This is a genomic window from Natrinema marinum (assembly GCF_024296685.1).
Lineage (GTDB): Archaea > Halobacteriota > Halobacteria > Halobacteriales > Natrialbaceae > Natrinema > Natrinema marinum.
Genome location: NZ_CP100763.1, coordinates 862,989 through 886,389, shown reverse-complemented (window position 1 = coordinate 886,389; position 23,401 = coordinate 862,989). Strand labels below are relative to the sequence as shown.

The following is a 23,401-nucleotide window of genomic DNA, read 5'->3' as shown; positions in this document are numbered from 1 at the left end:
GAGGCGACGAGTGAGGTCGGCGTCCGCCGCGGCCCGTCGTCGTTCGTTGCCAGCACCCGTTTTATTTCCCCGCTCGTGGTCGCTGTCCGCATGGAGATCGGCGTTCACACCCCGCCGCTGGCCGACGAACCGCTCGAGAGCGCGCTCCCCTATCTCCACGACCTCGGCGTGGGCGCGATCGAACCGGGCGTCGGCGGCCATCCGGGCCAAGACCACCTCACCCGCTCCGAGTATCTCGACGACGAGAGCGAACAGGCCGAACTGCGCGATCTGCTCGCAGAGTACGACATGCGGATCAGCGCGCTCGCGACCCACAACAATCCCCTCCACCCCGACGGCGAACGCGCCGACGAAGCCGACACCGAACTCCGTGAGGCGATCCGGCTGGCCGGGCAACTCGAGGTCGACGCCGTCACCTGCTTTTCGGGACTCCCCGCGGGCAGTCCGAACGACGAGACGCCGAACTGGATCACCGCGCCCTGGCCGCCCCAACACGCCGAGGCCCTCGAGTACCAGTGGGAGCAGGCGGTCGAGTACTGGGACGAGATCGCCGACCACGCCGCCGACCACGAGGTCGACGTGGCGATCGAGATGCACCCGAACATGCTGATCTACGAGCCCCACGGTATGGCGCGGCTGCGCGAGGAGACCGGCGATCGGATCGGCGCGAACGTCGATCCCTCGCATCTCTACTGGCAGGGGATCACGATCACCGACGCGATCCGATATCTGGGCGAACGCGATGCCATCCACCACGTCCACGCCAAAGACACCCGAATCTACGACGCGCAAGCGCGCGAGAAAGGCGTCCTCGATACGACGCCGTACGACGACGAGCCGAACCGCTCGTGGCTCTTTCGCTCCGTCGGATACGGGCACGGGGAAGCCCACTGGAAGGACATCGTCTCGACGCTCCGGATGGTCGACTACGACGGCGCGTTGAGCATCGAGCACGAGGACTCATTGACCAGTTCTCGAGAAGGCCTCGAGAAGGCGATCGATCTGCTCAAGCGAGCCGTCTTCGAGACCCAGCCCGGAGAGGCGTACTGGGCCGAGTGAGCCCAGACGCGGCTACTCCTCGATCGGTCCGGGGCCGTCGACGGAGTCGTCGCGAGAGCGCTCGCGGACGACCACGTCGCCGCCCTGCCGGACGACGACCTCGTACCCCTCGTACTCGAGGCGTACCACCGCGGTGCTGGTCGTGCCGGCGGTGGTCTGGAACAGTTCGTCGAGCGCCTCCGGGTTGACGACGGTAAACAGCGGGTCGTACGCCGGGGGCTCGACCTCGGTAGCGTCGACGCCCTCGTGTGTGGCGATCGTCTCGATGATGGCTTGGGTAGGCGGTACCTCGCCATCGGGCGACGACAGTTTGTCCGGAGCGGACATACTAGGACGTTGGAGAGTCCGGTAGATAAGGGTGATGGCAACTATAGAAACCTGATGAACGGGCGTAATTCGCGCCCGATCGGTAGATAACCGCGGATTCTGATTCGAGCCGGCTGTCGTTCAGCACCGTCTCCGAGACCGTTCGCTCGGTCCGGACCGCAGTAGACGGCTCCCGCGACTCACTCCGACGACTCACCGCGTGCCCGTTCGAACGTCTCGATCGCCCGCTCTCGCCGTTCGGCGTGATCGACGATCGGGGCCGGGTACGCGGGTGCGATCCGGTCTCGAGCCGCCGCCTCGAGGTCGTGCCAGCCGTGGATCTCGTCGGCCGTGGCGTCGGCGAGTTCGGGGACGTACTCGCGGATGTACTCGGCGTCCGGATCGTACTCGCGGCCCTGTTTCATCGGGTTGAACACCCGAAAGTACGGCTGGGCGTCGGTGCCCGTCGAGGCGGCCCACTGCCAGCCGCCGACATCGTTTGCCGTATCGTGATCCGCGAGCATCCGCCGGAACCAGGCGTACCCCTCACGCCAGTCGAGCAGCAGGTCTTTCGTGAGGAAGGAGGCGACGAGCATCCGCACCCGGTTGTGCATCCATCCCTCCGCGCGGAGCTGGCGCATCCCCGCGTCGACGATCGGGTATCCCGTCTCGCCGGCCTGCCAGGCCTCGAGGGCGTCTTGTTCGTCGCGCCATTCGATCGGCTCGGCGTAGCCGCTGAAGTTCTGGGTGACCGTCTCGGGATTGAACGCGAGGACGTGCGCGTAGAACTCGCGCCAGGCGAGTTGGCGCTGAAATGCCCGCACGCTCTCGCGGTCCGCGTCACTCTCCGCCTGCTCGGCCGCCCGCTCGGTCGCCGCGTATAACTCGCGCGGCCCGATCGTCCCCCACTTGAGGTGCGGCGAGAGCCGCGAGGTCCCGTCGGTCGCGGGGTAGTCGCGCTCCTCGGCGTAGCGGTAGATCGGGCCCGAACAAAACGCCTCGAGACGGTCTCGAGCCGCCGCCGTCGTCACCGTCGGGGGCGTGGGTTCGGGCTCGTCGAACCCGAGGTCCGCGAGCGACGGGAGCGACTCGCCCGTCACGTCTGCGAGCTCGTCGCCGTCGGGTTCGTCGGCCGGCGTTCGCTTCTCGCGGTCGCGCCACTTCTTCCAGAAGTAAGAGAACACCGAGTAGTGGTCGCCCTGGTTCGGCGTGATCGACCCCGGTTCGTGGTGGATCGCGTCGTGGACCGACTCGGCCGCGACGCCGTCGTCCTCGAGCGCCGCGCGAACTGCCCGGTCGCGGTCCTGTGCGAGACCGCTGTAGTCTTCGCTCCAGACGACTCGGTCGGCGTCGTAGGCCGCCGCGACCTCGGGGACCGCCCCGCTCGCTTCGCCCTCGGCGAGCACGAGGTCGCTCCCCAGGTCCCGATACCGCGCCCGGAGGTCGGAGAGCGCCTCGAGCAGACACGCGACCCTGACCGGCGAGGCGTGCTCGAGGACGGTCGGGTCGAGGACGAACAGCGGGACGACGGGGTCGTCGGACGCCGCGGCGCGGGCGAGGCCGCGGTTGTCGCTCGTCCGGAGGTCCCGGCGGTGCCAGTGAACGATCACGGTCTAGATGCGGGCTCGAAGACCGAAAGCATGGGGTTATCGGCGACCGGCGCGGGACGCGAATCGGCGGATGGAGGCGGTTCGATCTCGGACCGTCCGGCCGAACACTTTCGCAGCGTGAAAGTCACGAGTAGAAGACAGTAAGTAGAGCGTGACTGTCGTCGGTTCCCGTATATGACGAGCATAACAATGTTTTCACATCGAGACCGTTCGGGCGTGGAATCCGTTCGTAACCCGGTCGATCCGCCCGGTCCACGGTGATCGGGCCCGGTCGCCGGGGGACGGCCACGAGAGATAGCAATGAAACTCGCACTTATCGGCTTCGGTCAGGCAGGTGGGAAGGTAGTCGACGAGTTCCTGGCGTTCGACGATCGGATCGACGGCGGCTTCGTCGAGGCGGCGATTGCGGTCAACTCGGCGACGACGGATCTCAAGGGACTCGAGCACGTACCGCGGGAGAACCGCGTCCTCATCGGACAGGCCCGCGTGAAGGGTCACGGCGTCGGTGCGGACAACGAACTCGGCGCAGAGGTCGCCGAAGAGGATATCGACGAGATCCAACACGCAATCGACCGGGTGCCGGTTCACGAGCTCGATGCGTTCCTGGTCGTCGCGGGGATGGGCGGCGGAACCGGCTCCGGCGGCGCGCCCGTTCTCGCGAAACACTTGAAGCGGATCTACACGCAGCCCGTCTACGGACTGGGCATCCTCCCCGGCACGGACGAGGGCGGCATCTACACGCTCAACGCGGCGCGATCGTTCCAGACGTTCGTGGACGAAGTCGACAACCTGCTCGTCTTCGACAACGACGCCTGGCGCAGCGCCGGCGAATCCGTCGAGATGGGGTACGACCGAATCAACCGGGAGATCGTCGAACGGTTCGGCCTCCTGTTCGCCGCCGGCGAGGTCAGACAGGGTGACCACGTCGCCGAGAGCGTCGTCGACTCCTCGGAGATCATCAACACCCTCTCGAACGGCATCTCGACGGTCGGCTACGCCAGCGAGACGGTCGACACCGACGACGGGTTCCTCTCCTCGCTGACCGGCGGCGACGACTTCGACGAGGGCGCCGCCACCAACCGAATGACCAGTCTCATCCGCAAGGGAACCCTCGGCCGGCTCACCCTCCCCTGTGATGTCGGCAGCGCCGACCGCGGGCTCGTCGTCGCCACCGGCCCGCCGAAACACCTCAGCCGCAAGGGCATCGAACACGGTCGCCAGTGGCTCGAGGACGAGACCGGCAGCATGGAGATCCGCGGCGGCGATTACCCGATTCCGGACCGCGACGAGGTCGGGATGATCGTCCTGCTCTCGGGCGTGACGGACGTGCCGCGAATCGACCAGCTCCAGCAGGTCGCCATCGAGGCTCAGGAGACGACCGCGGAGGTACAGGCCAGCGCCGAGGAGGAGTTTTCCTCGCTGATGGACACCGGCGACGAACTCGACGCGCTCTTCTGACGCCCGGATCGGTCGTCTCCGTTCCGACGGGCTCGCCCAACTCGAGTCGAGTATCGGGAACCGATCTCACTGGTTCGCGTCCGACGGCCCCACGAGCCGTTCGATCGCCGATCGAAAGCCTGGACTCTCGCGGTACCACAGCCAACAGCCGCCGGCGGCGGTCAACAGCGAGCACGCGATCAGGCCGACCGTCGCGGTCAGGTACGCGGCCGCGCCGTCGCCGGACACGGCGAAGACGTTCCCAGGATTATCGTGGACGAAAAAGAAGTACGTGACGAACCAGGCGGTCGTGAGCATCGTCGAGACCAACACCGGAGAGCCGTAGCCGTAGTTTCGCGCCCAGATCAGGCCGATCCCGACCAGCGGGCCGAGCAGGCCGACGACAGCGAGAAACGCCGGCTGGCCCTGTGTCAGCGGCGCGTTCACTGTCGACTGGGCGAGCCCGAACAGCCCGCAGAGAGCCAGATAGACGAGAAACGGCGTCGTGACGATGATCCGTTGGTCCACGTCCTACTCTGGTGATCTGGTCGTCTTAACTGTTGGTTCGAGTTCGACGAGTGAGTCGCGCCCCGACCGGACGTGCCGCCGGACGCAACGGACCGCTTTCACGACGGGCCTCGATCGCAACAGCCCGGTCGACGGCGTCGACGACGCCCGATTCGGTGCGGACCGGCCGGCTGCGTGCCCCACACGGGAGAAACGCCGGACGCAACGGACGTTCTAGGAATCGGTTACCACGGCCCAAATCCGTCGGCTCTCTTGATGGTTCGTATAACGAGACAATAACGAACACCGGTATCGCCGTTCGAGCGTCCATGAGGGGTCAGCAGCAGTCGGACGGTACAGCGCGCTCGACGATGCGAAAAGCGCTCTCGGCGGTCTTGAGCCGGACCGACGATCGAACCGTCATCGAGGAGTGCCGACGCTGTGGCACGACCCTCGAGTCGGTGTCGATCTGTCCCGCCTGCGGCGGCAGCGACATCGTCGAGTACCGGCTCCGCTGAGTCGAACGAGCGAAGCGGCCCAGAGAGCACGCGCAGCGGCGCCGGGGTCGTTCCGCGAGGTCGCTACTCGAGCGGGAGCGCCCCGGTCTCGATCGCATCCCGCCGGCCGTCGAGCACGGCGAAGCGCTCGCCGCGGCGCGACTCGAGCCAGTAGAGGAGCCGTTCGGCCCACTCGAGTTTGCGGGCTTTCGTCGGATCGACCGACGGATCGTCGACGTCCCAGCCCACGAACGCGAGGCGGGCTGCGCCGAGGTGGTCGGCGAGGAACGCCGCACGATCGCCGTCGGTGAAGCCACCGAAATTCCGGACCGCGGCCGTCGGCTCGGCCTGGGTCGTCGGCAGGACGTACCGGTGGTCGCAGTTCGGGACGACCGCGCGGATCGCCTCGAGGTTGTCGCCGTGGGCGTGGACCGCGACCGGAACCCCGGATTCGGTGAGCCGTGTGACGGTTTCGGGGTTCTTATCGAGGTCCGTCACCATGCAGTCGACCTCGATACGGTGTGCCGCGAGGGTATCGACCGCGGTCGACGCGGCGACGACGGCGTCGGCCTCACGCGCTCGCTCGAGGTCCCGTTCGCGCTCGAGCGACGGGCCGGCACCCGCCACGGCGACGGTCGCGTCGGGGACGGCCGTGAGATCGGCGGAGTCGAACGACGACTCGAGGAACGACGCCAGAAGGTCGCGTCCCCGCTCGTCGCCGGCGCGGTCGTAGCCGAAGTCGCGCAGGATCGCTTCGTAGACGGGCTCCCACTCGTCGAACTCCATGTAAGCCGTACTCGGCGTGCGATCCGCTTGTGCCTTCGGTCTCGGATTCGGCCGTCGTCTCGCGGCGGGCGACCGGCCTTCTACCGGCGACTCGAGCGGACGGCCGAGACCGACGGAGCGACACAGCGCCGAGTCGCCACTGGGCGACGTAGTGTCACAATAATTCCGTGTTGTGGGCCGGGGGTCGCCTCCAAAGTACCCCTACCCGGGAGGCCGCCCGGCGTCCACTCCCCCTTTTCTAAGCATCCGGCATAAGCTTTCTCTTAACGCAGTACCCCTGACAGCTTCTCGCCGAGAGGACCAAAAGTGTCGTTTTCGTCGGACAAACGGCCTGCAAAAGCAGAAACGGCCGTCGTCGAACCCATCAACAGGAGCCGGCTGTCGGAGCCGGACTGGACGACCGCGCCGTGCTCGGCCGCGAGCGACGCCAGCCGTTCGCCCGCGTCGGCGTCAACCCCCTCGAGTTCGATAAGCTGGGCCTGCCAGTCGTCGGCGAACGACGGATCGACGCCGCGCTCCCGAAGGTGGGACCGGAACTCCCGGCTCGAGTGAACGTCGAGTTGCGAGATCGACACGCCGTCCGTGGCGGCACTCGAGCGTTCGGTAAAGGCCGACCCGATCAGGGCCGCGTCGCGCGTCTCGGCCACGTCGTGGGTCCGGATCACGTGTGCGCCGCGCTCGACGGCCATCGACGTCGCGGCGAGGCTGACCGGCAGTCGCTCGTCGGTCTCGCGGTCCGCGATCTCGCCGAGGAAGTTCTTCCGGTTGATCGAGACCAGCACCGGCCGGCCCAGCGCGCGGAACTCACGGAGCCGGCGGAACGTCTCGCGGTCGTCCTCGAGCGTCTGGGCCTCGCTCCAGCCGCCGAAGGCCGGGTCGAGGATCGTCTTGTCGGTCAGCCCGTTCTGCTTCAACGCCTCGTAGACCCCATCGACGTAGTCCGCGTTCGCGGCCCATTCCGCCGACTTCCGGCTCGTCCAGTCGGTTTCCTCGATGGCCCCCGGTCGCTCCAGATCCGGCGGGCTCGCCATCTTCGCGACCGCGGCGTCGTGGTCCTCGCAGACGGTCGGCATCGCGGGGTCGGCAAAGCCACAGATGTCGTTGACCATGTCGAACCCCTGTGAAAGTGCCTCGTCGGCCACCGCGGCGTAGCGCGTCTCGATCGAGAAGACCGCGTCGCCGGAGACGCTCTCGATGGTTTCGAGCGCGATATGTAGTCGCTCGAGTTCCTCCTCGGCCGAGAGCACGTCGAAGCGCTTGTTAGCCGACTCGAGGCCCACGTCGACGATGTCGGCCCCCTCGCCGATTAGCTCCTCGTCGACGTACCGGGCCGCCTCGCCGGGGTCGTCGTAGACGCTGGGATCGTACGGCGACTCCTCGCTGACGTTCAACACGCCCATGATCCGGGGCGGGTGGTCGTCCCCGATCCCCAGGCCGGCGGCGTCGACGTTGTGCATACCCGGTTTCAGGAAGCGAAGCAAAAAGGCGTCGCGGTTCCGGCGAACCGCTATCGCGTCGGAACCCGGTCACTGCATCGGGGAGCTCGAAGCGACTCCCCGGCAGTCTCGATGGCACCCGCGTCGGTCCCTGCTCGAGCCGGAATTCCGGTTTTGACCCACCGCACCCCGTCGACTGTCGCGGTCCGTTCGTCGGTCAGCTCCGGGCGATCGAAGTAGCCGTCCATAACGGTCGGCCCCGCGACTGCGAGTTCGTCGCCGTCGGGTCCCTCGAAGGGCCGCGTTCGCACGTCTGAAAGGGGTCGTCCGAACTCGCCGGTCTCGTCATCGGAAGGAGAGGTAGCATGCGAGAGGCCCGTTTCAGGGCGGCCAAAGAGGCGGACAGCGTCGCCGCTGGGATCAGCTCGGCCACCGCCTGCGTCCGGCAGCGGTGTCACGACGCGGAGACACCGATCGTCGATCGACGACTCGCGCTCTCGAAGGGGCCGGTACAGCTCGGGCGTGACGAACGCGCGATCGACGTCGGTCGTCACGAGCAGAGACCGGACCGTTTCCGGGTCCGAACTCACGGCCGGGACGTACCGGCCACCGTCGGCGAGCGTCGCGTTCGCACCGTACGTGAACGCGATCGGGTCCGAAAGCGGCACGGCGCCGAGATGGGTCTCGAGCCCGTCGTCCACGGGAAGCGACCTTCCAACCGTCGCAGCCGCGCGGAGCGAGGCGTGCGTGTGAACGACACCGAGCGGCCCGGTTCCGGCCCGGTCGAGGTACGCGATCAGTCCCGCCGCGTCGTCGGACCGCCGCACGACGTTGGTTCCAGTCCGCGCGTTCGACCCGTTCAAGCCATCGTTCTCGAGAAACGACGAGAACGCTGCGCCCATCCTCGTGTCGGTACCGACGGTGATCGCGACGCGCAACGCCTTGCTACTGGTGAGCAACGGCATGACCGGACTCGAGTCCGTTACGAGCGCCTTCGCGTCGGTTTCGTTCAGGACGGTTCTGACATCCCCGTTCCGGTAGCCGGCGGGCAGCGTAACGGGAACGCAACCCGCTCGAAGCGTCCCGTACGCCGCAATGAGAAACGGACGCGGCGCAGCCACGTGAATCGCGACCCTGTCACCGGCCGTGATATCCCGATCCGTCAGGCCGCCCGCAAACGAGTCCGTCGCGGACCAGAGCCGCGAGTACGTCAGTGGATCGTCACAGTCGAGCGCTATCGCAGAAGGGGACGACATAATCACCGATTGTAGGTCCTTTACGAAGTTCGTCATTGATTCGTGGTTGTAGATTGGACTATAGAGTTATAACGCTTTACTATAATTGTAATAGGCCCACATTCGTCGCATTAGTAGGAGAGTCAGTACCGTTCGATCCGCGATGATTCCGAAACTGCGGACGAAAATTGAATAGACCAAGACACCGTCATGGCCCACTGTTACGACCCCGACGACAGCGCAGCGACGGGAGCGACGGACCGGTCCGTTACTCGTCGTCCTCGAGCACCGCCAGCCGCGAATCCCGCAGGAGCACCTTCTTGACGATCGAGGGGTTCTCGAGCAGGCGGTGTTTGGCGTGCGCGCCGCGGCCGCGTCCCCGCCCCTCGCGCTCGGACTGGATCACGTTGAGGAAGTTCTGCTCCTGGAGGATCTCCTGGACGCGGCGTTCCGAGAGCACGTCGAAATCGAGTTGGCGGGCGACCTCCTTGTACTGGTTGTAGATGATCTTCGTCGGGAACTCCTTCTCCGAGCTGTTCTCGGTCAGCAGCGTCAGCGAGTAGAGGATCGCCTTGGCCTGCTGTGGCGAGCCCTCGATCAGTTCATTGAACCGGTCGGCCTCGGTCTTCTCCTTGGCGTCGCGGACGTGGTCGGCGGTGACCCGCGTGTCGTTTCGTTTCTTCGCGATTCGACCGGCGTTCCGGAGGATGTCGATCGCCTTGCGCGCGTCGCCGTGTTCCTGCGCTGCGAGGGCGGCCGTCAGCGGAATCACGTCGTCGGAGAGCACCCCGTCGTGGAAGGCGTCGCGCCGTTTCTCCAAGATCTCGACGAGTTGGTTCGCGTCGTACGGCGAGAAGACGAGTTCGTCCCGCGAGAGGCTCGACTTGACGCGTTCCGAGAGGTGGTCCGGAAAGTCGATCTTGTTCGAGATGCCGATGATGCCGATGCTCGAGTCCGAGATGCGGCGGTTCTCGCCCGCCCGCGACAGTTTCCGGAGGACCTCGTCGTCCTCGAGCATGTCGATCTCGTCTAAGATGACGATGGTGACATCGGTGCAGTGGTCGATGGCCTGCCAGAGGCGCTTGTAGTAGTCGCCGGTGCCGAGGCCACGGTCGGGGACGGTGACGCCGCTCGCGTCGGGTTCGTTGACGATCTGGGCGATCGTCTTGACGATCGACGCCTCCGTGTTCTGCTCGCCGCAGTCGATGAACGCATACTTGACGGTGACGTCGTCGTGTCTGGCTTCGGTGATCACACGCTGCGTGACCGACCGCGAGATGAGCGATTTGCCGGTACCGGTCTTGCCGAAGATGAACAGGTGGTTGGGCTCGCTCCCGAAGATCGCGGGGTTCAGGGCGTCCGCAACCCGTTGCATCTGCTCGTCGCGACCGACGATCCGATCCGGACCGGGCAGGTGCGTGATCTCGAGCAGGCGCTCGTCGGCGAAGACCGGATCGTCGTACCGAAAGAGCGGGTCTCGATCGTCGTTGGCGGACATTGCGGTACCCCGCCCCTTCCGACCGAACTGAAATAAAGCTGTGGAGATCGATCGCGGATGTAAATACGCCGTCAGAGCGCCTCGAATACGGGACGACGGCAACGTCGCGAAAGAAAGCTTTTCCCGCTGCCCTCGCGCTTCTAACTGCCGACCGGTGGGACTCGAGACGGACACCCCCTTCGCGGATGTAAGTGTCTTCCGTTTCGATCCGGGACGAAAGCGCCATCGTCGATTCTGAGGCGCGACGCGTTGCGGATGGTTTGGGTTTCTTCGACCACGGAAATCGCCGAGAACGTTCGGAAACTCCGAACGGAACCCGATTCGGCGGCCCCATCCGGCGGAGGACACACACCCCCCTCGCGTTTGTAACGGAAAATGAAGGGTGGTGGGTGAGGCCGATCGGCTGATATCCCGTCACAAACGCCTGTTGCCCCGACTATTTTCATCCGCGACACAGGTGTGTTCCCGAACAGACCCTCCACCCATAATCGGCCTTACAAACGCGAGGGGGGTGTGTCCCCCTCTCTCAGCCGGTCCACATCGAATAGATAGGCACGAGATGCCAGTCGTGCCCAGATTCGACTGTCTTTCGTTCTAGACTTCTAGTTCTAGCTAGGAAGGAACGGAACAAGAAGAACAGAGAATGAGAACGAGATGAGGATGGAACGAGGCTGAAACGGAACATCGGGTCGACGACCGGACTTCTTTTTGTGTTCCCGTTCGGAACTCCCGCTATGACCTCACCTGTCGCAGCCTCCCGCGGGTCCGTTCCCGTCGCCCTCGGAACCGAACGTCCCGACACCGTTCCTTCGCTCTCTGGAGTCGCCTGCCGCGAGTACCGATGACCGACGGTTCCGATACCGCCGACGAGCCATCCGGTCCCGAACGCGATAGCAGGCGAACGCCGCCGGCCGTCGCCGTCGTCGACGCACAGTCACCGGGCAACGTCGGGACCATCGCGCGTGCGATGAAGAACTTCGGATTCGACGACTTGCTGCTCGTCGATCCCCCAGAACTCGATCCCGACGGCGAGGCGTACGGATACGCGGGGCACGCTCGAGAGGACGTGCTCCCGAACGCCGACGAGATCGCGTTCGACCACCTCGTCGAGAGCTACCACACGATCGGCTGTACGGCGGTGACGAACGAGGACGACCGCAGCCACATGCGCTTTCCGTACTCGACACCCGCAGACCTCGCCGACCGGTTGCCGACCGTCGAGGCCCCGACCGCGCTCGTCTTCGGCCGCGAGCGCGTGGGGCTGACGAACGAGGAACTCGCCCGAATCGACGAGATCTGTTCGATCCCGGCCAACGCAGAGTACCCCGTCCTCAACCTCGGGCAGGCAGCCACCGTCACCCTCTACGAGCTCCGCGAGCTCGCCCTCGGCGACGAGACGCAGTTGCCCGACCTCGAGCGGGTACGCGCCGACGAACCGACGATCGACCGGCTCTACGACCAGTGGGCCGACCTCCTCGCGGAGATCAACCATCCCGAAGAGAAGCGAGAGAAGACGATGCGGATGCTCCGCCGGGTGTTCGGCCGGGCCGACCTGACCGAACGCGAGGCGAACACGCTGTTGGGGCTACTCCGGCGGGCGACCGAACGGCCGGCCGAGAAGTGACGGCCGCCAGTCGCTTCGGTGTCACTCTCGCGGTTCCTACTGGGTCCACGGGTGCATCGCCTGTCCGGCCGCTATCACGACGGCCATCATGGTAATATAGCCGTAGTCACCAGCAACACGGGATGACCGACCTTCGACGACGAAAAGCGCTGGGAATGCTGGGTGCAGGAATGGCCTTCCTGGCGGGTTGTTCGAACTCGTCAGACGAAACCGAACCTGGCGACGGGGACGATTCGAACAGCCCGAGCGATTCGCTCGATGGTGAACTCCCGTCGTACGCCTCGATGCTGCCGGCGACCGAGCGCTCGTCGTACTTCTACGGCGCGATCGATGTCGAAACGATGAACACGCTGTTACAAGACGAGGGGGCCGAGTCGGGTCAGGAGCCAACTGACCCGCTCGTTGGCAACCCCGTCGTCGTCGCGTTGCTGGCCGCGTTCGGCCTCCAATTGCTCGGCTCCTCGGCCGCGTTCGAGGCATACACCAGCAACAACGTGACGGCGAACGGAGAGGAGCAGTTCGTCTACGCCGACGGCGTCTACGCCCTCGTCGGTTCCTACGACCGCGATGCGCTCGCAAGCGACCTCGAGAGCGAGGGCTACACCCTCGAGTCCGAAGGGGACGCGTACGCGGTTTACGCTGCCGGCGGCAGCGACCAGGTCGTCGGCGTCGCGGACGACGTGGTCGCCTACTCGTATCCCAACGGCAGCGATTCGACGTTCGACCCGCTCGGTGCGGTAGAGCGCACGGTCGCGACGGCTACTGGCGACCGACAGCCCAAACACGAGACCGACGACGGCTTCGAGCGGCTCCTTCGCGCCGGCGAGAACGGCGGCATCGCCTGCTGTCTATACACCGCCAGTGACCAGTTCGCGTCGGAGACTCTCTCGAGCGAGCAGGCGAGCGACAGCGACGGGCTCCAGTTCGACTTCGGCGCGTTCGAGGGCGCACGCGGCGTCCACCAGCAGCTCGGCGTCTCGGGGGGTACCGCGACGGCGAACGCCGTCGTCACCTACAGCAGCGCGGATCTGGTCGATCGCACCCGCCTCGAGTCCTCGCTCGGAGCGGACGCTGACGCCGATACGCTGGCGTTCGATGGCGACGGCTCGACGATCAGCGTCGACGCGACGTACGGCGGAAGCTTCGCCACGGAGTAACGCCTCGATCGGCGGAGAACGAATCGTGTGTTCGGCCCAGGGGGTGTCGGCCCAGGGGGTGGGGTTACTGAGGGTTCGGTTGCGACGCTTCGGGCTCGTCGACCGCCGTCTCCGGTCGGGACTCGTATCGGCCGGACCCGGTGACGGTCCCGAGCCACCCACAGTCGCTGCACGCGAAGAGCCCCTGACCGTCGATCAGCGCGCCACCGCAGTCCGGACAGGTGTTGGGCGTCGACGGCTCGTCGACGTCGGTCTCCTCGACCGAACCGAGCGGGATCGGCACCTCGCCCGTCCGCAGCGTGGCGATCGCGTCGTCGGTCGTGTACGTCTCGTCGGTCGCCTCGTTCGAGTGGGGGAAGACGCCGAGCAACTCGTCGTCGGCGTAGAGCTCGAGACACAGCAGCGGCGTCACGAGTCGCTCTCGCGTCGTCCCGGTCACCTGCGACGTGGTCGAGCGCTCGCGGAACGGCGGACGGACGCTCACGCCGCGCTCGTCGGCCCACGCCGCGAATCGTTCGTACTGGTCGATGACCTCTTGGTAGGGGCTCTCGTCTGAGAGCGCAACCTCCTTTGGCCAACTCCGCAACAACAGGTCGTCGACCGCGCCCTCGTCCTCGCAGGCCTGCAGGGTCTCGATCTGCTGGTCGACGGGCTCTAACAACAGCGGTGCGCGCACGTGACAGACCGCTGTAAGCGTCGCTGTTTCGGTATCGAGCGTCTCAGTCATTGGTCACGTAATGGGCCAACGTTTGTGGTGATAAAGGTTTTCGACGGCGCAGATATCGACATCCATCCAATGAGGGTGACAGTCTCTCACGGAACCCAAACCGCCTTCGGGTGGTTCGAACCACGACCGATGATCGAAGGCAGTGATCAGCCTGGATCGAGGCGACGCTCGAGCCGCGGCGTTCAGGTACGTTTCTGAATCTCCTCGCGCAGGAGTTCGCTCACGAGGTCGCCGTCGGCTTTCCCGCGTAGCGCGCCCATGCACTCGCCCATGAGCCCCGAGAAGGCCTGCATGCCCTCGTCTGCGACCTGTGCTTCGTTTCGCTCGACGACCTCGACGACGGCCTCGCGGACCGCCGCTTCGTCGGCGCCACCGAGTCCTTCCGCCTCGGCGGCTTCCTCGGCCGACCGGCCTGGGTCCGCGGCCAGCGCCGTCAGCAAGTCCGGTACGCCCTCGTTGGGGAGGTCGCCGTCCTCGGCCATCGCGAAGACGTCCTCGAGGTGCGTACGGGTCAGGTTCTCGACCGGCACGTCGTCGCGTCGGAGTTCGGTCAGCGTCGACTCGAGGGTCGACGCCGCGAGCGTCGGATCGATACCCTCCGCGACCACGTCCTCGAACAGCGGCATGTACTCGCCGTAGGCGACCTGCTCGGCCAGCCCCTCGCCGAGACCGTGTTCGTCCTGATAGCGCTCGACCTTCTCGGTCAGCAGTTCGGGTTCCGGCACCTCGCTCGGGTCCGGCTCGACCGGCGGCACGTCGGTCTCGGGGTACATCCGCGCCGCGCCGGGCAGCGGTCGCAGGTATCGGGTCGTCCCGTCGTCGTTCGCGCCGCGGGTCTCCTCGGGGACGCCCTCGAGCGCGGTTCCCGCGCGCTCGGCCACGGCGTCGATCGCCGTCTCGGCGACCTCGGTATCGGCGGCGACGATGGCGACGGCGTCTTCGGACCCCGCCCCGACTGCGTCCCGAAGCGCCGCGACTTCGTCCTCCGTGACCCCGTAGGCCGGCAGTTCGTCGGTGTGGAAGATCCCGCCCGCACCGTGGCGCTTCGCGTGATCCGAAAACTCGGTCCCGAGCCGTCGGTCAGGGGCGATCTCCCGGCCCACGAGCCCGTCGAAACCGTACAGCGGAACGGCCATCACGGAGCCGCCGGAACTGAGCGCTCCGCCGATGACGCCGCTGTCGGTGCCTTCGAAGACGCCGGTCACGTCCTGTACGTCGCCGACCGAGGCCTCGCGCTCGGCGAGTTCGTCCCGGATCTCGACCAGCGCGACCTGCCGGGCCACCTCGTTGCGGACGATGTCGTCGATGTCGTCTAAGCTCTGGACGCCCTTGATCTCGACGCGCGCGCCCTCCGCGATGGAGACGTTGACGTCCTGGCGAATCGTCCCCAGACCGCGCTTGACCTTGCCCGTCGAGCGCAGGAGCATCCCGATGCGCTCGGCCGCCTCGAGCGCCTGTTCGGGCGTCGAGATGTCGGGACTGGTGCCGATCTCGACCAGCGGAATCCCCAGTCGATCGAGGCTGTAGCGTACTCCGGCGTCGGTCTCCGCGACGCGCTGGGCGCTCTCCTCCTCCAAGAGCAGATCCTCGATCCCGACCGGGCCGTCGCTCGTCTCAATCTCGCCGTCGGTGGCGATCAGCGACGAGCGCTGGAAGCCCGTCGTGTTCGAGCCGTCGACGACGATCTTGCGCATCACGTGGGCCTGATCGACGGGGCTCATGTCCATCAGCTGGGCGACCTCGAGGGCCGTCTCGAGGGCCTCGCCGTCGAGTTCGTGGGGCGGCTCGTCGTCTTCCTCGACGAGACAGGTCGTGTCGTAGGCGAGGTACTCGAACTCCCGCTCGACCATGCTCTCCTCGACGGCGGCATCGTCGAGTTCGCCCAGTTCGCTCCGGGTCGGGTGGAGGTACCGGGTGAACGAACGCACCGACTCCTCGGGCTCGCGAAGCTCGGTCGGACACTGGCAGAACAGCTTCGTCGCCGTGTCGAGTTGCTGGTGGATCTCCAGCCCGGCGACGAGTCCGAGGTCCTCGTAGTCGTACTCGGTCATTGGCGGCCACTCGGAGGCGGAGGGGTAAAAAACCGTCCAGTCCGGCTCGGCGACGGGCCTGCGGTGTGAACGCGTCGAGCCCCATCGGCCACGCTCCACTGCATCCGTTCAGTCGTCGGCGTCGATCGAGTCGATCGACGACCGCGAGCGCGATCGGTTCGCGTCGGCTTCAGCGACCGCCTCGAGTATCGTCTCCGGCGTCGCCGCCACCGCTCGCGTCCGACACGCGTTGTATCGGGTTTCGGCTGCCGTTCCCGCGAAGTTGCGCTCACCGAGCGGCCGCGTCTCGACGATCACCAGCGCGTCCGCCGCCTCGAGCGTATCGAGCATCGTCTGATTGCCGGCCCCGACGACGAAGTCAGCCAGCACCGTCACGTCGGACTCCCGGACGAACCGCGCGCCCGCGGCCCGTTCGTCCGACGAGAGGTGTGCGAACGGCTCTGTCTCGATCGCGTCGATCTCGAGCGACCGGGCCGCCTCGGCCGCCGCGTCGCCGCTCGAGACCGGGCCGAGCGTCACCTCGACGCCCGCGGCTTCGAGGCGCGCGACGACGCCGGCGGCCGCGGCTCCGGTGCCGAGCACGTGGACGCGATCCGGCACCGATTCGGGCTCGCACTCGCGGGCGGCCGCCAGCGCGGTCACCGTTTCGGAGCCGGTCACGGGGTTCGGCGTGACCACCGCGTTCGCGTCGAACGAGTCAGCGAGCGTTTCGCTCGTGAGCACCGTCGACGGCGCGCCGTCCTCGGCGATTCGCCCGTCAGAGAGCATCACGAGCCGATCGCAGTAGCGTGCCGCCAGATCGAGGTCGTGGATCGCCGCGACCACGGTCCGCCCCTCGTCGACCAGTTCGCGGACCAACTCGAGCGTCTCGACCTGATGGTTCACGTCGAGGCTCGCTGTGGGCTCGTCGAGCAGCATGACCGGCGTCGACTGGGCGATCGCCCGCGCGAGGACCACCCGCTGGCGCTGGCCGCCGCTGACCTCGTCGATCGCTCGGTCGGCCAGCTCGGCGATTTGGGTCCGCTCTAAGGCGTTCTCGACTGCCTCCCGGTCCTCGGTCGTGGCCGACGAGAACCGCGAGCGGTGCGGATGTCGCCCCATCTCGACCACGTCGCGGACGGGAAACGAAAACGACAGCGTCGTATCCTGGGGCACGACCGAGACGAGCCGGCTCGAGCGCCGCGAGGAGACGCCGTGTACGTCCACGTCGTCGATCGTCACCGTTCCCGAATCGGGCTCGAGCGCCCCGCTGATGAGCCGGAGCAGGGTCGTTTTCCCCGCCCCGTTGGGCCCGACGAGCCCGACGAACTCGCCGGGATCGACCGTGAGCGAGATGTTCTCGAGTACCTCGAGATCGCCGAAGGCGATCGAGCAGTCGGCGACGGACACCGTCGCCGGATCGGGGTCGGAATCGGCGTTCGACTCGTCCCCGGGGTGATCGGGTTCGCTCACAGCGAGTGCACCTCCCGGCGGATGAGAAGAAACAGGAAGAAGGGGGCACCGAGCGCTGCTGTGATGATGCCGACCGGAACGACGGCCGGTCCCGACCGAGCAAGCGTATCGGTCGCCACGAGGAAAGACGCGCCCGCTAGCGCGCTGGTCGGCAGCAGGATTCTGTGGTCCGGGCCGACGATGAGCCGCATGATGTGTGGCACGACGAGGCCGACGAAACCGATGACGCCTGCGACCGCGACGCCGGCGGCGGTGACGATACTCGCGAGCGCCAAGAGGAGCAGTTTGGTCCGTTCGACCTCGACGCCGAGGTGGTGGGCGTCCTCCTCGCCGAGCAGGAGGACGTTCAGTTCCCGACGGTACGTACAGAGGACGAGGAGCCCGAGCAGCGTGATCGGCAGGGCGAACTTCACGTCGCTCCACTGGCTGTTGTTGAGATGCCCCATCATCCAGTAGACGGCCTGTCTGAGCGAGTCGCCGCTGTGAACGAGCATGTACGAGATCAGCGCGCCGAGGAAGGCCTGCACCGCGACGCCGGCGAGCAGAAGCGTCGCGACCGGTGTCCGCCCGCCGTCGGTCGCGATGGCGTAGACGAGAAACGCCGTCGCGAGCGCGCCGGCGAACGCCCAGAGGTGGAGGCTCCCGAACGGAAGCACCGCCGGAAACGCGATCGCGGCGACCGCGCCCGCGGCCGCACCCGAGGAGACCCCGATGATCGACGGATCCGCCAGCGGATTCCGGAAGAACCCCTGCATCACCGTTCCCGCAGCCGCGAGTGCGAGCCCGACCGTCGCCGCGAGTATGATCCGGGGAAGCCGAATATCCTCGACGATGATCTGGCGCGTCGCCGGGACATCGAACGAGAATAGGGGCGCGTACTCGAGGACGGGAATCGGAACGGGAACGCCGAGGACGGGAAGCGATGCGCTGCCGACGGTTACGCCCGAAGGGACGACGATCGCGTTCAACATCGCCATCGCGACGGTCACGAGGTCGATCCTGACCGGTCCAAGTGCCGCACTGGTGAGGACGACGGCGACGAGCAGGACGAACAGCCCCGTCGACCACGCCGCCGTTCGGACCGATCGGTTCATACGAACAACCAGCCTTGCAGTAGGCAAATATTTGTTGAAGTAGCGGAGAGGTGATAGCGATGCGACGACACGTACCCGTACTACTGGCCGTACTGCTTATCGTCTCCGCGTTCGCGCCCGCCGCAGCCGGGCAGTCGAACGCGGAGTCCGAATCGACCGTCGAGTGCGAGTTCCCGCTCGAAATGACTGACGCCACGGGCGAGACGATCACGCTCGAGGAGCGACCCGACTCGATCGTGGCGCTCCAGGCCAGCGACGCCCAGACGGTCTTCGAAATCGGGGCCGAAGGAAATCTGACGGGAATGGCCTACAGCAGCGCGACCGGAAACCTCGAGCGCGGCGACCGCGCGAACGTCGGGAACGGCTTCGAGATCAATCACGAGCAGGTAATCTCCCTCGAGCCCGACCTCGTGCTGGCGGCGAGCATAACGAGCGACGAGGACATCGAGCAACTTCGTAGCGCCGGGCTCACCGTCTACAAGTTCGAGAGAGCCGAATCGCTCGAGGACGTCAAAGAAAACGTCCGAACCACCGGGAAACTCACCGGCGAGTGCGACGGTGCCGAAGAGACCGTCGACTGGATGAACGAACAACTCGCGATCGTCGAACGGACGCTCGAAAACGTGGACCGCCCGACGGCGTACTACGCGATGGGCGACGGCTACACCGCCGGATCGGGGACGTTCATCGACGAGGTGCTGACGACCGCCGGCGTCGAAAACATGGCCGCCGAGGTGGGTATCGAGTCCTACGGCCAGGTCAACCCCGAAACGGTCGTCAACGAGAACCCCGACTGGATCATCTACCCGGACGACAGGGAGAGCCCGCCGATCCACGAATCGGTGCAGGCGACGGCCGCCTACCAGAACGACAACACCATCGCGGTGAACGCAAACCACATCAGCCAGCCCGCGCCGCAGGTCGTCAGCGCGGTCGTGAGCATCGTCGAGACCGTCCACCCCGAGGCCTACGCGGAAGCGGAGGCCGAACTCGAGGTATCCGCCGGAAACGGTACCGAGAGCGATAACGAATCGACCGACGACGAGAGCAGTGGCGAGAGCGCTATCCCCGGATTCGGCGTCCCCGCCGCCGCCGTCGCCCTGCTGGCCACCGCTGGATTCGTCACGCGCCGACGATAACTCACAATCGCCACCGTCTCTCCTCTTCCCGCTACGTTCGATGCGCCGTCTCGCTTTGAAAAGCGTTTACTCGCCTGACCACTCAGGAAAGCGCATGGTCGAGAACGTCATCTGGCCCGCCTATCTCGATGCGACCCTCTCGAGGGCCGAGGGACGACGCGTGTCGCAGGATCTGGCGGTCGAAGAGCCGACGGTCGACGAGATCGCGAAGGCCGTCCAACAGATCGGGTACGACGCCACGATCGAGCGGGACAAGGCCTACTCGCGGGAGTCCTGGGCAGACCGCGGCCGGGTCGTCGTCCGCGGGGCCGACGACTCCTCGAAGAACGACCTCGTGCAAGCCGTCGCGGCGTACGTCGTCGCGATGCGCGAGTGAAATGCGTCGGGTCGGCGCGGTCGTCCGCACCGCTCAGGGGCTCGCCGTCTTACGCGCGGACGAAGTAGACGACGCAGACGGCACCAACGGCGCGGGCGAGATCGACGCACACCGCGACGAGATCGGGACGATGGTGGTAGACGACTCCCTCGAGGAGGTGGGCCGCGTCGTCGACGTGTTCGGCCCCGTCTCACAGCCCTATCTGGCAGTAACGCCGGACGACGACGTACACCTGCCGTCGCTGGTCGGGGCGACGCTGTACGCGCGGTAGCGCTGTTTCCGACCGCACTGAAATCCGCGCAACGATGGCCGAAAGCTTCGCACCGGAGCCGGAGTGGAAAAACCAATAGGAGCGGGGTGCAAACGCCGCGCTATGAACGATCGGACTCGGGTCCTCGCCGCCGTGGGGCTGACGGTACTGCTGTTTCTCGGCGTCCAGCTCGGTTCGCTGGCGCTGGTCGAGCCGTTCGACGAATCCGGCCGGCAGGCCGTCGAGAATCCACAGAATCCGACCAACAGCATCCTCTACGTCGGCGTCATGCTCGTCGCGACCGGGCTCATGCTCGCGGCGTTCAAGTACGACCTCGATTCGCTGATCAGGCTCTTACTCGTCGGCGTCAGCGTGATGATCTCGTGGTACGTCTTCGCCGAACTCGTGCCGCCGCTGGTCTCGCCGGTCGCCTCTGAGGGGGTCGCAAGCGGGCTCGCCATCGCCGCCTCGCTCGCCGTCGGGGCCGCGCTCTTGCTCTATCCCGAGTGGTACGTCATCGACGGTGCCGGGGTGTTGATGGGAGCCGGTGCCGCCGCGCTGTTCGGGATCAGCTTCGGCCTCCTGCCGGCCCTGCTGTTGCTCTCGGTTCTGGCCGTCTACGACGCCATCAGCGTCTACGGCACCGAACACATGCTCGACCTCGCCGAGGGCGTGATGGACCTCAAGATCCCCGTCGTCTTCGTCGTCCCGACGACGCTCTCGTACTCCTATCTGGCGGCCGGCAGCACCGAGGACGTCCTCGAGAACGACGGCGGTCAGCCGCCCGAGGCACCCGCGAGCGATGCCGACGACGCGGCCGACACGCCGGCGTCGGAGACGGCGGACTCGAGTTCGGACGCCTTCGAGCGCGACGCCCTGTTCATCGGGCTGGGCGACGCCGTCATCCCGACGGTGCTCGTCGCCAGCGCGGCCTCGTTCCTCGAGGTCGAGACGCTCGCGGTCCCGCTGCTCGCGGTGAATCTGCCCGCGCTCGGCGCGCTGGTCGGGACGATCGTCGGCCTCCTGATTCTCATGCGCATGGTCCTCGAGGGGCGCGCCCACGCCGGCCTGCCGCTGCTCAACGGGGGCGCGATCGCCGGCTACCTGCTCGGCGCGCTCGCGAGCGGGCTCTCGATCGCCACCGCGATCGGCCTCTGAAGCAAAAATCGGCCACGTTTTCTAGTCGCCGCCGTCACTGCCGCTCTCGACGATCTCGACCTCGATGTCGTCGTACTGCTCGAGGCCCCGCACGAGGGTGTCGATCCGCTCCTGCTCCGACCCGCCCTCGAGCAGGTCCTCGACGGGGTAGATGGCGGCGATGACGTCGTAGTCGTCCTCGTGCTGACGCTGGGCGATATCGAGGCGGACGGCGATCTCGGCTTCGCCCTGCAGGGCCGCGGTTCCCTCGTACGATTGGAACGAAAAGCGCTGGCCCAGCGCCTGGATCGCTCGGCCGCCGACGGCCCGATCGATCTCGAACCCGTCGTAGTGGCGCTGGATTCGGTTGGCGAGTTCCCGTCTCGAGCGGTCGCTGATCGGGTTGATCGTCTCGTCGCCGACGGTGACCTGCGGCGCGGCAAGCACGGCGAACACGCCCGCTTTCACCGCGTCTTCGCCGAACTCCGCGGTCGGTAACTCCATCGCTCGGTCGTAGACGCTGACGTAACTCGTCACCTCCACGTCCTCGCTGCCGACCCGTTCCGTCTCGACTCGCTCTCTGGTCCCCTGATACTCGTAGCCGGCCGTTGCAGCCGCGTCCGCGGAGACCCGTGCCGGCGTCGCCGAAATCGTCCGCGAGTCCCCGGCGCTGAGACAACCCGCCACTGTGCCGACCGCGCTGGCCCCGAGCGCGCCGATGAACAGGCGTCGATTCATTCATCGACGCCGACCAGACTCGAGGAAATAAGCGCCGCGGTGGTCCTCACTTCCTGATGACTCTCCGTCCGACTGGCACGTCGACCTCAGGCGTCGAGCGTCGACACGCCCTGAATTTCGAACCGAGCGCCGCCGTCGCGACCGGCCGTCGCCTCGATCGACCAGCCGTGTGCGTCGACGACTTCGCGAACGATCGCCAGCCCGAACCCGGAGCCGCCATCCGACGAATAGCCGGACTCGAACACCTGCTCGCGCTCGTCGGCCGGAATGCCGGGGCCGTCGTCCTCGATGTAGAACCCGTCGGCTACTCCCCGGTCACCCGACCCATCGGTGACCGGCCGCTCGAGTGAGTCCGCTTCCGCTGTACGTTCGCCCGACGCATCGGCCGCCGCCGGTCCCTCGAGCGCTCCGATCTCGATGTGGCTGTCCTCGCCCGCGTGTTCGATCGCGTTTCGGAAGAGATTCTCGAAGAGGTGGCTCACGAGCGTCGGGTCCGCGCGAATCACGATGTCGTCGACCACCGACACCGTCGCCGCATCCGTCCGGACGTGTGCCCACGCGGTATCGACCGCGTTCGCGAGCGGGAGCGGCTCGGTCTTCTCGACGCGGTCGGTCGAGACGAGCACCAGCGCGTCCTCGATGATCGACTCCATCCGCTCGAGCGACGAGCGCAGATCGCTACGCTCGCCGTCGGTGCGATCGAGGTCGATATCGTCGTCCAGTTCGAGCATCTCGGCCTGGGCCAGCGCGACCGCCAGCGGGTTGCGCAGGTCGTGAGAGAGGAGTTTCGCGAACCCCTCCATGCGCTCGGCCTGGTCGCGATTTTGCTGCTCGAGCCGGTGCCGTTCGGTGATGTCGACGTGCATGACGAGGACGAATCGCCCGCCGTCGTGCTCGTACGGCGTCGCCCGCATCATGAACCAGCGCTCGCGCTCGGGCGTGTGACAGGGGTACTCGAGCGAGAACTCGTCGCGCTCGCCGGCCGCGACCGCGCGGATGCCGCGTGCCGTCTCCGGGGCCTCTTCGTCGTCGCTAGCGTCGCAGACATCGAGGTAGTTACTCCCGACGCCGCCGGTCGTTTCGGGTAGCCCTTGCGTGTCTCCGAACGTGTCCCACGACTCGTTCGTGTAGACGATCGTCCCGGATTCGTCGAGGATCGCCACGTGTGCGGGCATGGCGTCGAATCCCGCGGTGACGAACGAGTCGGAATCAGTCATTGCAAGATAGTGGAGCGCCACCCACTTGAACGGGCTGGCTAACTGACTGTCACGATCGCCAGTGTGAC

The 23,401-nt window shown here is 66.6% G+C and carries 22 protein-coding genes; 9 read left to right on the top strand and 13 right to left on the bottom strand.

Annotated elements, in window-relative coordinates; genetic code table 11:
* Positions 1 to 90: 90 nt before the first annotated feature.
* Positions 91 to 1,059: a sugar phosphate isomerase/epimerase family protein gene (locus tag NKH51_RS04400; protein WP_254764039.1), complete on the top strand. Its 969-nt coding sequence runs from the start codon at positions 91 to 93 to the stop codon at positions 1,057 to 1,059.
* Between the two features lie 12 nt (positions 1,060 to 1,071).
* Here the strand turns inward: NKH51_RS04400 and NKH51_RS04395 are convergent, their stop codons facing one another.
* Positions 1,072 to 1,386 (bottom strand): HalOD1 output domain-containing protein, encoded by a 315-nt coding sequence (locus NKH51_RS04395; protein ID WP_254764038.1) that lies wholly within the window; start codon positions 1,384 to 1,386, stop codon positions 1,072 to 1,074.
* Positions 1,387 to 1,565: 179 nt separating this feature from the next.
* On the bottom strand, positions 1,566 to 2,975 hold the full coding sequence (locus NKH51_RS04390) for a cryptochrome/photolyase family protein (RefSeq protein WP_254764037.1): 1,410 nt from the start codon (positions 2,973 to 2,975) through the stop codon (positions 1,566 to 1,568).
* 300 nt (positions 2,976 to 3,275) lie between these two features.
* Between NKH51_RS04390 and NKH51_RS04385 the strand changes: the two genes are divergently transcribed.
* A complete protein-coding gene (locus NKH51_RS04385; RefSeq protein ID WP_254764036.1) occupies positions 3,276 to 4,433 on the top strand; it encodes a tubulin/FtsZ family protein in 1,158 nt (385 codons plus the stop codon).
* A 66-nt stretch (positions 4,434 to 4,499) separates the two neighbouring features.
* Here the strand turns inward: NKH51_RS04385 and NKH51_RS04380 are convergent, their stop codons facing one another.
* Complete coding sequence (locus NKH51_RS04380) at positions 4,500 to 4,940, bottom strand: hypothetical protein (RefSeq protein WP_254764035.1); 441 nt, start codon at positions 4,938 to 4,940, stop codon at positions 4,500 to 4,502.
* 308 nt (positions 4,941 to 5,248) lie between these two features.
* Between NKH51_RS04380 and NKH51_RS04375 the strand changes: the two genes are divergently transcribed.
* Positions 5,249 to 5,437 carry a hypothetical protein gene (locus NKH51_RS04375; protein ID WP_254764034.1) on the top strand — a complete coding sequence of 63 codons (189 nt, stop codon included), beginning with the start codon at positions 5,249 to 5,251 and terminating at the stop codon, positions 5,435 to 5,437.
* 63 nt (positions 5,438 to 5,500) lie between these two features.
* Here the strand turns inward: NKH51_RS04375 and NKH51_RS04370 are convergent, their stop codons facing one another.
* From NKH51_RS04370 to NKH51_RS04355, 4 genes are all read right to left on the bottom strand, one after another.
* The gene (locus tag NKH51_RS04370) at positions 5,501 to 6,202 is read right to left on the bottom strand and encodes a 6-hydroxymethylpterin diphosphokinase MptE-like protein (RefSeq protein WP_254764033.1); all 702 of its coding nucleotides are present in this window, start codon (positions 6,200 to 6,202) and stop codon (positions 5,501 to 5,503) included.
* Between the two features lie 263 nt (positions 6,203 to 6,465).
* The gene (gene folP / locus NKH51_RS04365) at positions 6,466 to 7,659 is read right to left on the bottom strand and encodes a dihydropteroate synthase (RefSeq protein ID WP_254764032.1); all 1,194 of its coding nucleotides are present in this window, start codon (positions 7,657 to 7,659) and stop codon (positions 6,466 to 6,468) included.
* A 50-nt stretch (positions 7,660 to 7,709) separates the two neighbouring features.
* A complete protein-coding gene (locus NKH51_RS04360; protein ID WP_254764031.1) occupies positions 7,710 to 8,930 on the bottom strand; it encodes an AMP-binding protein in 1,221 nt (406 codons plus the stop codon).
* Positions 8,931 to 9,141: 211 nt separating this feature from the next.
* Positions 9,142 to 10,371 (bottom strand): Cdc6/Cdc18 family protein, encoded by a 1,230-nt coding sequence (locus NKH51_RS04355; RefSeq protein ID WP_254764030.1) that lies wholly within the window; start codon positions 10,369 to 10,371, stop codon positions 9,142 to 9,144.
* A gap of 841 nt (positions 10,372 to 11,212) precedes the next feature.
* Here NKH51_RS04355 and NKH51_RS04350 point away from each other — a divergent pair.
* Positions 11,213 to 11,995 carry an RNA methyltransferase gene (locus NKH51_RS04350; RefSeq protein WP_254764029.1) on the top strand — a complete coding sequence of 261 codons (783 nt, stop codon included), beginning with the start codon at positions 11,213 to 11,215 and terminating at the stop codon, positions 11,993 to 11,995.
* Between the two features lie 122 nt (positions 11,996 to 12,117).
* A complete protein-coding gene (locus NKH51_RS04345; RefSeq protein ID WP_254764028.1) occupies positions 12,118 to 13,152 on the top strand; it encodes a hypothetical protein in 1,035 nt (344 codons plus the stop codon).
* A 64-nt stretch (positions 13,153 to 13,216) separates the two neighbouring features.
* Here NKH51_RS04345 and NKH51_RS04340 read toward each other — a convergent pair whose 3' ends face one another.
* From NKH51_RS04340 to btuC, 4 genes are all read right to left on the bottom strand, one after another.
* Positions 13,217 to 13,879 (bottom strand): HTH domain-containing protein, encoded by a 663-nt coding sequence (locus NKH51_RS04340; protein WP_254764027.1) that lies wholly within the window; start codon positions 13,877 to 13,879, stop codon positions 13,217 to 13,219.
* Positions 13,880 to 14,061: 182 nt separating this feature from the next.
* Complete coding sequence (gatE, locus tag NKH51_RS04335) at positions 14,062 to 15,930, bottom strand: Glu-tRNA(Gln) amidotransferase subunit GatE (RefSeq protein WP_254764026.1); 1,869 nt, start codon at positions 15,928 to 15,930, stop codon at positions 14,062 to 14,064.
* Positions 15,931 to 16,038: 108 nt separating this feature from the next.
* Entirely contained in the window at positions 16,039 to 17,382 is a 1,344-nt protein-coding gene (locus tag NKH51_RS04330; protein ID WP_254764025.1) for a heme ABC transporter ATP-binding protein, read from the bottom strand.
* Positions 17,379 to 18,476 (bottom strand): vitamin B12 ABC transporter permease BtuC, encoded by a 1,098-nt coding sequence (gene btuC / locus NKH51_RS04325; protein ID WP_254764024.1) that lies wholly within the window; start codon positions 18,474 to 18,476, stop codon positions 17,379 to 17,381. The genes NKH51_RS04330 and btuC overlap by 4 nt, the downstream gene beginning before the upstream one ends.
* Before the next feature lie 59 nt (positions 18,477 to 18,535).
* On the opposite strand from btuC, the gene NKH51_RS04320 reads away from it, so the two are divergent.
* The 4 genes from NKH51_RS04320 to NKH51_RS04305 all read left to right on the top strand — a co-directional run bounded on the left by NKH51_RS04320 (position 18,536) and on the right by NKH51_RS04305 (position 21,399).
* Positions 18,536 to 19,615: a PGF-CTERM-anchored ABC transporter substrate-binding protein gene (locus NKH51_RS04320; RefSeq protein WP_254764023.1), complete on the top strand. Its 1,080-nt coding sequence runs from the start codon at positions 18,536 to 18,538 to the stop codon at positions 19,613 to 19,615.
* 94 nt (positions 19,616 to 19,709) lie between these two features.
* Positions 19,710 to 19,991: a signal recognition particle subunit SRP19 gene (srp19, locus tag NKH51_RS04315; protein WP_254764022.1), complete on the top strand. Its 282-nt coding sequence runs from the start codon at positions 19,710 to 19,712 to the stop codon at positions 19,989 to 19,991.
* A gap of 1 nt (position 19,992) precedes the next feature.
* Complete coding sequence (locus tag NKH51_RS04310) at positions 19,993 to 20,262, top strand: H/ACA ribonucleoprotein complex subunit GAR1 (protein WP_254764021.1); 270 nt, start codon at positions 19,993 to 19,995, stop codon at positions 20,260 to 20,262.
* A 102-nt stretch (positions 20,263 to 20,364) separates the two neighbouring features.
* Positions 20,365 to 21,399 carry a presenilin family intramembrane aspartyl protease PSH gene (locus tag NKH51_RS04305; RefSeq protein ID WP_254764020.1) on the top strand — a complete coding sequence of 345 codons (1,035 nt, stop codon included), beginning with the start codon at positions 20,365 to 20,367 and terminating at the stop codon, positions 21,397 to 21,399.
* A gap of 21 nt (positions 21,400 to 21,420) precedes the next feature.
* Here the strand turns inward: NKH51_RS04305 and NKH51_RS04300 are convergent, their stop codons facing one another.
* Positions 21,421 to 22,116, bottom strand: coding sequence for a DUF6517 family protein (locus NKH51_RS04300; RefSeq protein ID WP_254764019.1), 696 nt, complete (start codon positions 22,114 to 22,116; stop codon positions 21,421 to 21,423).
* 86 nt (positions 22,117 to 22,202) lie between these two features.
* A complete protein-coding gene (locus tag NKH51_RS04295; RefSeq protein ID WP_254764018.1) occupies positions 22,203 to 23,333 on the bottom strand; it encodes a sensor histidine kinase in 1,131 nt (376 codons plus the stop codon).
* Positions 23,334 to 23,401: the final 68 nt, after the last annotated feature.

What these genes read in the sequence shown, in the direction of transcription:
- NKH51_RS04370 (WP_254764033.1), bottom strand. Translation starts at nt 6,202, where the DNA reads ATGGAGTTCGACGAGTGGGAGCCCGTCTACGAAGCGATCCTGCGCGAC.
- NKH51_RS04305 (WP_254764020.1), top strand. Translation starts at nt 20,365, where the DNA reads ATGAACGATCGGACTCGGGTCCTCGCCGCCGTGGGGCTGACGGTACTG.
- folP (WP_254764032.1), bottom strand. Translation starts at nt 7,659, where the DNA reads ATGCACAACGTCGACGCCGCCGGCCTGGGGATCGGGGACGACCACCCG.
- NKH51_RS04340 (WP_254764027.1), bottom strand. Translation starts at nt 13,879, where the DNA reads ATGACTGAGACGCTCGATACCGAAACAGCGACGCTTACAGCGGTCTGT.
- NKH51_RS04345 (WP_254764028.1), top strand. Translation starts at nt 12,118, where the DNA reads ATGACCGACCTTCGACGACGAAAAGCGCTGGGAATGCTGGGTGCAGGA.
- NKH51_RS04395 (WP_254764038.1), bottom strand. Translation starts at nt 1,386, where the DNA reads ATGTCCGCTCCGGACAAACTGTCGTCGCCCGATGGCGAGGTACCGCCT.
- srp19 (WP_254764022.1), top strand. Translation starts at nt 19,710, where the DNA reads ATGGTCGAGAACGTCATCTGGCCCGCCTATCTCGATGCGACCCTCTCG.
- NKH51_RS04355 (WP_254764030.1), bottom strand. Translation starts at nt 10,371, where the DNA reads ATGTCCGCCAACGACGATCGAGACCCGCTCTTTCGGTACGACGATCCG.
- NKH51_RS04295 (WP_254764018.1), bottom strand. Translation starts at nt 23,333, where the DNA reads ATGACTGATTCCGACTCGTTCGTCACCGCGGGATTCGACGCCATGCCC.
- NKH51_RS04360 (WP_254764031.1), bottom strand. Translation starts at nt 8,930, where the DNA reads ATGACGAACTTCGTAAAGGACCTACAATCGGTGATTATGTCGTCCCCT.
- btuC (WP_254764024.1), bottom strand. Translation starts at nt 18,476, where the DNA reads ATGAACCGATCGGTCCGAACGGCGGCGTGGTCGACGGGGCTGTTCGTC.
- NKH51_RS04385 (WP_254764036.1), top strand. Translation starts at nt 3,276, where the DNA reads ATGAAACTCGCACTTATCGGCTTCGGTCAGGCAGGTGGGAAGGTAGTC.
- NKH51_RS04350 (WP_254764029.1), top strand. Translation starts at nt 11,213, where the DNA reads ATGACCGACGGTTCCGATACCGCCGACGAGCCATCCGGTCCCGAACGC.
- NKH51_RS04300 (WP_254764019.1), bottom strand. Translation starts at nt 22,116, where the DNA reads ATGAATCGACGCCTGTTCATCGGCGCGCTCGGGGCCAGCGCGGTCGGC.
- NKH51_RS04400 (WP_254764039.1), top strand. Translation starts at nt 91, where the DNA reads ATGGAGATCGGCGTTCACACCCCGCCGCTGGCCGACGAACCGCTCGAG.
- NKH51_RS04375 (WP_254764034.1), top strand. Translation starts at nt 5,249, where the DNA reads ATGAGGGGTCAGCAGCAGTCGGACGGTACAGCGCGCTCGACGATGCGA.
- NKH51_RS04320 (WP_254764023.1), top strand. Translation starts at nt 18,536, where the DNA reads ATGCGACGACACGTACCCGTACTACTGGCCGTACTGCTTATCGTCTCC.
- NKH51_RS04310 (WP_254764021.1), top strand. Translation starts at nt 19,993, where the DNA reads ATGCGTCGGGTCGGCGCGGTCGTCCGCACCGCTCAGGGGCTCGCCGTC.
- gatE (WP_254764026.1), bottom strand. Translation starts at nt 15,930, where the DNA reads ATGACCGAGTACGACTACGAGGACCTCGGACTCGTCGCCGGGCTGGAG.